Annotated in this window: 8 protein-coding genes; 3 read left to right on the top strand and 5 right to left on the bottom strand. The window is 76.2% G+C overall.

Going from position 1 to position 7,037, the window contains the following annotated elements:
- Nucleotides 1-1,113 (bottom strand): hypothetical protein (locus ACSNN7_RS21315; RefSeq protein ID WP_436682707.1); only part of this gene is annotated, 1,113 nt, incomplete at its 3' end.
- A 92-nt stretch (nucleotides 1,114-1,205) separates the two neighbouring features.
- A complete protein-coding gene (locus tag ACSNN7_RS21310) occupies nucleotides 1,206-2,684 on the bottom strand; it encodes a PLP-dependent aminotransferase family protein (RefSeq protein WP_436682706.1) in 1,479 nt (492 codons plus the stop codon).
- A 29-nt stretch (nucleotides 2,685-2,713) separates the two neighbouring features.
- Between ACSNN7_RS21310 and ACSNN7_RS21305 the strand changes: the two genes are divergently transcribed.
- Both ACSNN7_RS21305 and ACSNN7_RS21300 read left to right on the top strand, forming a co-directional pair.
- Nucleotides 2,714-3,322 (top strand): LysE family translocator, encoded by a 609-nt coding sequence (locus tag ACSNN7_RS21305; protein ID WP_436682705.1) that lies wholly within the window; start codon nucleotides 2,714-2,716, stop codon nucleotides 3,320-3,322.
- Between the two features lie 7 nt (nucleotides 3,323-3,329).
- Nucleotides 3,330-4,064 (top strand): B3/B4 domain-containing protein, encoded by a 735-nt coding sequence (locus ACSNN7_RS21300; RefSeq protein WP_436682704.1) that lies wholly within the window; start codon nucleotides 3,330-3,332, stop codon nucleotides 4,062-4,064.
- Here the strand turns inward: ACSNN7_RS21300 and ACSNN7_RS21295 are convergent.
- Nucleotides 4,037-4,642 (bottom strand): MBL fold metallo-hydrolase, encoded by a 606-nt coding sequence (locus tag ACSNN7_RS21295; RefSeq protein ID WP_436682703.1) that lies wholly within the window; start codon nucleotides 4,640-4,642, stop codon nucleotides 4,037-4,039. The two genes, ACSNN7_RS21300 and ACSNN7_RS21295, sit on opposite strands and share 28 nt — an antisense overlap.
- A 53-nt stretch (nucleotides 4,643-4,695) precedes the next feature.
- Nucleotides 4,696-5,082, bottom strand: coding sequence for a hypothetical protein (locus ACSNN7_RS21290; RefSeq protein WP_436682702.1), 387 nt, complete (start codon nucleotides 5,080-5,082; stop codon nucleotides 4,696-4,698).
- 70 nt (nucleotides 5,083-5,152) lie between these two features.
- On the opposite strand from ACSNN7_RS21290, the gene ACSNN7_RS21285 reads away from it, so the two are divergent.
- Nucleotides 5,153-5,578 carry an archease gene (locus ACSNN7_RS21285; protein WP_436682701.1) on the top strand — a complete coding sequence of 142 codons (426 nt, stop codon included), beginning with the start codon at nucleotides 5,153-5,155 and terminating at the stop codon, nucleotides 5,576-5,578.
- Between the two features lie 4 nt (nucleotides 5,579-5,582).
- On the opposite strand, the gene ACSNN7_RS21280 is transcribed toward ACSNN7_RS21285, so the two are convergent.
- Nucleotides 5,583-7,001 carry an RtcB family protein gene (locus tag ACSNN7_RS21280; RefSeq protein ID WP_436682700.1) on the bottom strand — a complete coding sequence of 473 codons (1,419 nt, stop codon included), beginning with the start codon at nucleotides 6,999-7,001 and terminating at the stop codon, nucleotides 5,583-5,585.
- Nucleotides 7,002-7,037 lie beyond the last annotated feature (36 nt).

The raw sequence follows: 7,037 nt of genomic DNA, 5'->3' as shown, positions 1-7,037 counted from the left end.
GTCCGACGATCCCGCAAACGGCGCCGCTGACCCGGACGGTGTGAGCACCGCGCCCGGGCCTGGTGACGCGTGCCGGTCCTCGGTGATGCGTCGCCACCAGCCGCGCACCCCGTCGGCGGTGCTCCCCTCGGTCAGCGTGCGGCCCATGGTCGCGGCGATGGCGGCTCCGCTGCCGACGCCGCCCATGCCGAGCAGCACGTCACCGTTGCCGATGTTGGCCAGCCCGGCACCCGCGACGGCCAACCCGGCGCCGATCAGCGCGACCCGGCCCAGGATGTCGCGGCGGGCGATGAGTGCGATCCCGGAGATCGCCAGCATGACCGCCAGGACGATGAGCGCCGCCCCGACGACGACATCGTCGAGGGCGATGTGGGAAACGCCCCACCCGACGAAGCCCGGCGCGCCGGCGACGAGCGTCAACCCGACCAGCACCTCGCGGCGGGCGAGGAAGGCCAGCAGCGCGGCGGTGCCGGCCAGCCCCACCAGCATGACGGGCAGCCCGAACAGCAGGTGTCCGTTGAGCACGATGAGCAGCCCCAGCCCGGTGATCATCAGACCGACGCCCAGGCCGGCCGTCGCCAGCAGGGCGCCCAGATCGGCGATCAGGCCCAGCCCGACCGCCGCCGCGCCGAGGCCGAAGCAGAGGCGGGCGACGGAGAGCGCCACGTCGCCGGACGTGGCGAGGCCCGCGACGCCGGGTGCCGCCAGCGCGACCCCGGTGGCGACGAAGGCGGCCCCGGCCAGCAGCCGCAGCGCGTCCTGCCGCGCGGGGATGAGCAGGGTGGCGGCGGTCACCGCGGCGGCGGCGAGGGTGGCGGGGGCGGCCCACCGGGGTTGGGCGACGGCCACCAGCGCGCCGGCGAAGGCCAGCGCGAGCCCGGCCCACAGGGTCGCCCGGGCGAGCAGTGAGCCGGGGCGCTGACGCAGCCAGAGCGCGGCCAGCGCGAGCGCGACGACGAGCCCGGCGAGTGCGGCGACGAGGGCCACCCCTCGCAACTGCAGGGACCCGGCGAAGACGTCCTCGAACATGCCGAGCACGAAGGCGACGAGCGCGACGGCGCCCTGACGGATCCGGCGGACCCAGGTGGGCGGGGTGGTGTCGGAGTTGACCACGGCGTCCAGGATGGTCGATGTCCACCCGCACCGGGGGTCGGCACGCCGCCGGCGGAGCTGTCGTGCTCCGGACACCGGTCGACCCCGGGGTCTCAGCTCTCGCGCAGCGCCTCCGCGACGGTGGCGATGCCCTCGTCGATCTCGCCCGGGGTGTTCGCCGCGTAGCCCAGGACGAGCCCGGGCGGGTACGGGCGCTGCGCGTGCCACGACAGCGGCTGGGTCTTGACGCCCCGGCGCAGCGCGGCGGCGGCCAGTGCCCCGTCGGGCACGTCGCCGGCGAAGGTGACGGTCAGGTGCAGCCCGGCCGCCGCACCGTGCACCGTGGCCCCGGGCAGGTACGCCCCGATCGCCCGGATCATGGCGTCCCGGCGGCGGACGTGCCGGCGGCGCAGCAGCCGCAGGTGCCGGTCCAGGTCACCGGAGGTCATCAGTTCGGCGAGCACCAGCTGGGGCAGGGTGGCGTTGCCCAGGTCCGCCATCCGCTTCGCCGCCACCAGGGCGTCGAGGTGGCGTGGCGGCACCAGCACCCAGCCGACCCGCAGCGCCGGGGCGAGCAGCTTGGAGACGCTGCCGGTGTAGCAGACCCGCTCGGGCAGCGCCCCGCGCAGGGCGGGCACGGGCGGGCGGTCGTACCGGTGCTCGGCGTCGTAGTCGTCCTCCAGGACCAGCCCGCCCTGCCGGGCCCAGTCGAGGAGGCGGCGGCGACGGTCGCCGTGCAGCACCACGCCGGTCGGGAACTGGTGGGCCGGGGTGAGCAGGACGGCGGGATGACCGGCGGCGGCCAGGTCCCCGACCCGCAGCCCGTGCGCGTCGACCGCCACCGGCGGGGTGGCCAGCGACCAGTTGCGCAGGTGCTGGCGTACGCCGAGCGAGCCCGGGTCCTCGACCGCGACGGTGTGCACGCCGTCGGCGTGCAGGACCTGGGCGAGCAGCCCCAGGGCCTGGGACACCCCGGCCACCACGACCACCTCGTCGAGTGCCACCCGCATCCCCCGGGTCCGGGACAGCCGCTGGGCGACCGCGAGCCGCAGCGCGGGCGCGCCGCGCGGGTCGCCGTAGCCGAGGGCGGCGGCGTCGAGGCGGCGCAGCACCGCGCGTTCGGCCCGCAGCCAGGCCGCGCGCGGGAAGGCCGCCAGATCGGGTACGCCGGGCGACAGGTCGATCCGCGCCGGCACCGCCCGCAGCGCCTCGAAGACCTCGGTGCCGGGGGCGGGCCCGAAGAGCGCCTCCGGCGGTGGCGTAACCGCTGTGACCGGGGCCGCCGGCGGGGTGGCCGGGGCGGCGACCACGACCGTGCCGGCGCGGCCCCGGCCGGCGACCTGCCCCTCCTCGGTCAGCCGCTGGTACGCCTCGGTGACCACGCCCCGGGACACCCCGAGCTCGTCGGCGAGAACCCGGCTGGCGGGCAGCCGCCCGCCCAGCGGGATGCGGCCGTCGGCGATGGCGGCGCGCAGCCGCCCGGCGAGCCAGTCGGCCCGGCCGCCGGGCGGGGCGGCGCCGACGTCGAGCTGGAGGAAGTCCGATCCGGCGGTTATGGACCCGTCGGGCGGGCTGGCTTTGGCCCTGTCCATCGGACCATTGTGGCAGGAGGGTGGATCCCGTGAGCATCGCGTTCCTGCTGGCCACGCTGGTCGTGGTCGCCACCCCGGGCACCGGGGTCGTCTACACCCTCTCCGCCGGGCTGTCCCGCGGACGCCGGGCCGGGCTGGTCGCCGCGTTCGGCTGCACGGTGGCCGTCGTGCCGCACCTGGCCGCGGCGTGCACCGGCCTCGCCGCGCTGCTGCACGCCAGCGCCCCGGCGTTCCGGCTGGTCCAGTACCTCGGCGTCGGCTATCTGCTGTATCTGGCCTGGTCGACCTGGCGGGACCGCTCGGGTTTCGCGGGCGCCGACACCGCCGCCCGCCCGGCGCACCGGGTGATCCTGTCGGCGGTGCTGGTCAACCTGCTCAATCCCAAGCCGACGCTGTTCTTCGTGGCGTTCCTGCCGCAGTTCGTACCGGCGGGCGGGCCCGGCGGGTCCGCCCGGATGCTCGCCCACGGCGCCGTGTTCATGCTGGTCACCTTCGTGGTGTTCGCGCTGTACGGCGGCTTCGCCGGCACGGTCCGCGACCGGGTGCTGGCCCGGCCCCGGCTGACCGACTGGCTGCGCCGCGCCTTCGCCGGGTCGTTCGTCGCGCTCGGGGTCTCCCTGCTGTTCGCCGAGAGGTAGGAGTGCCATGCGTTTCCATCACGCCGCCGCCGTCCGGGCGGCCCATCCGACGCTGGTCGCCGGCGTGCTGACCGCCGACGGCATCACCGCGGGCGTCGCGGTGGACGACGGGGTCGCGGACTTCGCCGGCCGGGCGCGGCAGCGGTTGGCCGGCGGCGCCGAGAGCGGTTTTCCGGAGATCCGGGCGTGGCGGCGCGCCTTCGCCGCGATGGGGTTGCCGCCGACCCGCTACCGGTGCGCCGCCGAGTCGCTGCTGCGCCGGTTCCGCCGGGACGGGGAGCTGCCCCGGCTGCACCCGCTGGTCGACCTCTGCAACGCGGTCTCGCTGGCGTACGCGATCCCGGTGGCGGTGCTGGACGTGACGCGCGTCGACGGCGACCTGACCGTCCGGCCCGCCATCGGCGCGGAGGAGTACGTGACCCTCGCCGGCGAGGTCGAGCACCCGGAGCCCGGCGAGGTGGTCTTCGCCGACGGGGCGGGGCGGGCGCACTCGCGGCGTTGGACCCACCGGCAGAGCGGCTGGTCGGCGGTGCGCGACGCGACCGGCAGCGTCCTGGTGGTGGCCGAGGCGTTGCACGACTCGGCCGGCCGGGACGTGCCGGCGCTGCTGGCGGAGCTCGCCGCGGAGCTGGCGGACCGGTGGCGGGTCGAGGCGCGCACGGCGGTGCTGACCGCCGAGGCGCCCGGCTTCGACGTGCCCGTCCGGCGGCCGGGTCAGGCCGTCTCGCCGGGCGCCAGGTAGCGGTAGCCCTCCCCCACCGTCTCGGCGAACCAGCCGTTGACGCTGTCCAGCCCGCGGTCGTTGAGCTGCGCGTCGTGGATCGGGTGCGTCTCCGCCGCACCGACCGCGCGGGCGAAGTCGATCGCCTCGGTCAGCTTCAGCCACGACGCCTGAGCCGGCACCAGCAACGTCCGCACCGGCTGCCCGGGCAGGTGCAGGGAGTCGCCCGGGTGGTAGACCTCGTCGTCCACGACGTACCCGAGGTTGGCGCAGTCCGGCTGGCCGTCGTGGATGGTGGCGTGCCGGCCGCCCGTGGCGGTGACCGCGAAGCCGGCCGCGGTGAACCGCTGCCCGGCCCGCACCCGGGTCACCGGCAGCGCGGCGAGGGCCGGCAGCTCGGCGCCGTCGGGGACGAAGACGGGCACGCCGAGGCCGGCCAGCCGCAGCACGTCGATGTGGTCGGTGTGCTCGTGGGTGACCAGGACGGCGTCGGCGCCGGCGAGGGCGGCCGGTTCGCTCCAGGTGCCCGGGTCGACGACCAGCACCCGGCCGTCGCGTTCGAGCCGGACACAGGCGTGGGTGTACTTGGTGATCCGCACCGGTCGACCCTAGGCGGAACCGGCCGGCGGCGCTGCCCCGCGCCGACCTGCCGTCAGCTGCTCCTCGGCCCGTCGTCCTCCGCCATGATCTGGTCGAACTCGGCGCGGGTGATCTCGCCCAGGCGCAGCCGACGGGCGTTGGCGGCGAACTTGCCGATCGCCCTGCCGCGCGCCGAGCCCGGGGTGACCAGGCCGGACACCTCGCCGATCGCGGTGGCCTCGGCGGCGACCTGACCGGCGTCGTCGAGGTCCGGCTCCTCGCCGTGCAGCCGGCGCAGCGCGGCGGCCAGCCGCGCGTCGTCGTCGGGGTCGGCGCCCCAGTGGCGGGCCAGCTCGACGGTGCGGCCGAGGGTGTCCGCCCCCGGCTGCTCGGCGCGCAGGGCGGCGCGCATCATCCGGTGGAAGGTGACGGTCAGGGCGTCCGCGTCATCGGCGATCATGACAGGCACCGTAGCGTCCGGTTGCGACAGTTCCGCCGACGGCGAGCCGCCCGGGCGGCATGATCGGGGCATGGGACGACGACCGGTGCGCGGTCACCGCCGCGTGCCGCACACCGCGGACGTGCGGATCGAGGCGTGGGCACCGGACCGGGACGGCTGCCTGGCCGAGGCGGTCACCGCGCTGGTGCAGACCTTCGCCGACACCGCCGGCGCGAGCGCCGACGGGTCCACGACGTTCGACGTGCCGCCCGGCCCGGACGAGGACCTGCTGGTCGCCGTCCTCGATGAGCTGATCTTCCGGTTGGAGACCGAGGGCACGCTACCGCTGACCACCGCCGTCGAGCCGGGCGACGCCGGCCTGCGGGTGCGCTGGCGCACCGTCGGCGCCGACGCGGTCGAACTGGTCGGCGCGGTGCCGAAGGCCGTCTCCCTGCACGAGCTGCGCTTCGGCCCGACCGACGAGGGTTGGCGCGCGCTCGTCACGGTCGACGTCTGACCGGTCAGCCCTTCACCACACCGATCGGAACCAGCCGGGCCACCGGTCGGCAGAGCCCGGCCCCCACGGTCGCCTCGATCACCGCCGTGATGTCCTTGTACGCCGCCGGCATCTCCTCGGCCAGCCCACGCCGGGACGCGCCCCGCACCGCCACGTCGTGCGCCTCGATCTCGTGGCGCGGATCCTGGCCGTGCGCCGCCCGGACCGCCTGCCGCCGGCTCTGCACCCGGCCCGCCCCGTGACAGCTGGAGGCGAAGGCGGGCGCCCCCGGCACCCCGACCAGCACGTACGACGGGGTGCCCATCGAGCCGGGGATGAGCACCGGCTGACCGACCGGGCGCAGGTCGTCGGGGAGTTCGGCGTGCCCGGGCGGCAGCGCCCGGGTGGCGCCCTTGCGGTGGACGCAGAGCCGGCGGTCGACCCCGTCCACCTCGTGTGTCTCGATCTTGGCCAGGTTGTGCGACACGTCGTACACCAGGTCGAGGTCGCGGCCGGTGCGGTCGGCGAAGACCCGCCGGGCGGCGTGGGCCAGCAGCTGCCGGTTGGCCCGGGCGTAGTTGGCGGCGGCCGCCATCGCCCCCAGGTAGGCCCGGCCCTCGGCGGACGACACCGGCGCGCACGCCAGCTGGCGGTCGGGCACCCGGATCTGGTGACGGGGCATGGACTTCTCCATGGTGCGAACGTGGTCGGTGCAGATCTGGTGCCCCAGCCCCCGGGACCCAGAGTGGATCATGACGCAGACCTGCCCCGCCCGCAGCCCGAACGCGGCGGCCACGTCCTCGTCGTAGACCTCCTCGACGGCCTGCACCTCCAGGAAGTGGTTGCCGGAGCCGAGGCTGCCGACCTGCTGCTGCCCCCGTTGCACCGCCCGCTCGCTGACGTGCGCCGGGTCGGCGTCGTCGACCGCCCCGGCGTCCTCGCACCGCGTCAGGTCGCGCTCCACCCCGTGGCCGCGCTCCACCGCGTACCGGGAGCCGCCGCGCAGCACCGCGTCCAGCTCGGCCCGGCCGTTCAGGTGCCACACCGCGCCCCGGCCCATCCCGCGCGGCGTGGCCGCGCCGAGGCCGTCCATCACCGCGCCCAGCGTCCCGTCCAGCTCGTCGCGGTGCAGGTCGGCGGCGAGCAGCCGGACCCCGCAGGAGATGTCGAAGCCCACCCCACCGGGCGAGACCACGCCGCCGTGGGCCAGGTCGGTGGCGGCCACCCCACCGATCGGGAAGCCGTACCCCCAGTGGATGTCGGGCATGGCGTACGAGGCGCCGACGATGCCCGGCAGCGTGGCCACGTGCGCGACCTGCTCCAACGACTTGTCCGCTCCGGCGTCGGGCAGCAGCGACCGGGACGCGAACACCACCCCGGGTACCCGCATCGGATCGTGCCGGTCGATGCGGAACCGGTACGGCGCTTCCTCGACCAGCTCCATGACCTGGGGCTACCCGGCGCGCCGGTCGGCACACCT

It is taken from the genome of Micromonospora sp. URMC 105 (genome assembly GCF_051386295.1).
In the GTDB taxonomy this organism is placed as follows: domain Bacteria; phylum Actinomycetota; class Actinomycetes; order Mycobacteriales; family Micromonosporaceae; genus Micromonospora.
Note: the sequence above shows the minus strand (reverse complement) of the source record. Positions and strands in the feature narration are given on the sequence as shown.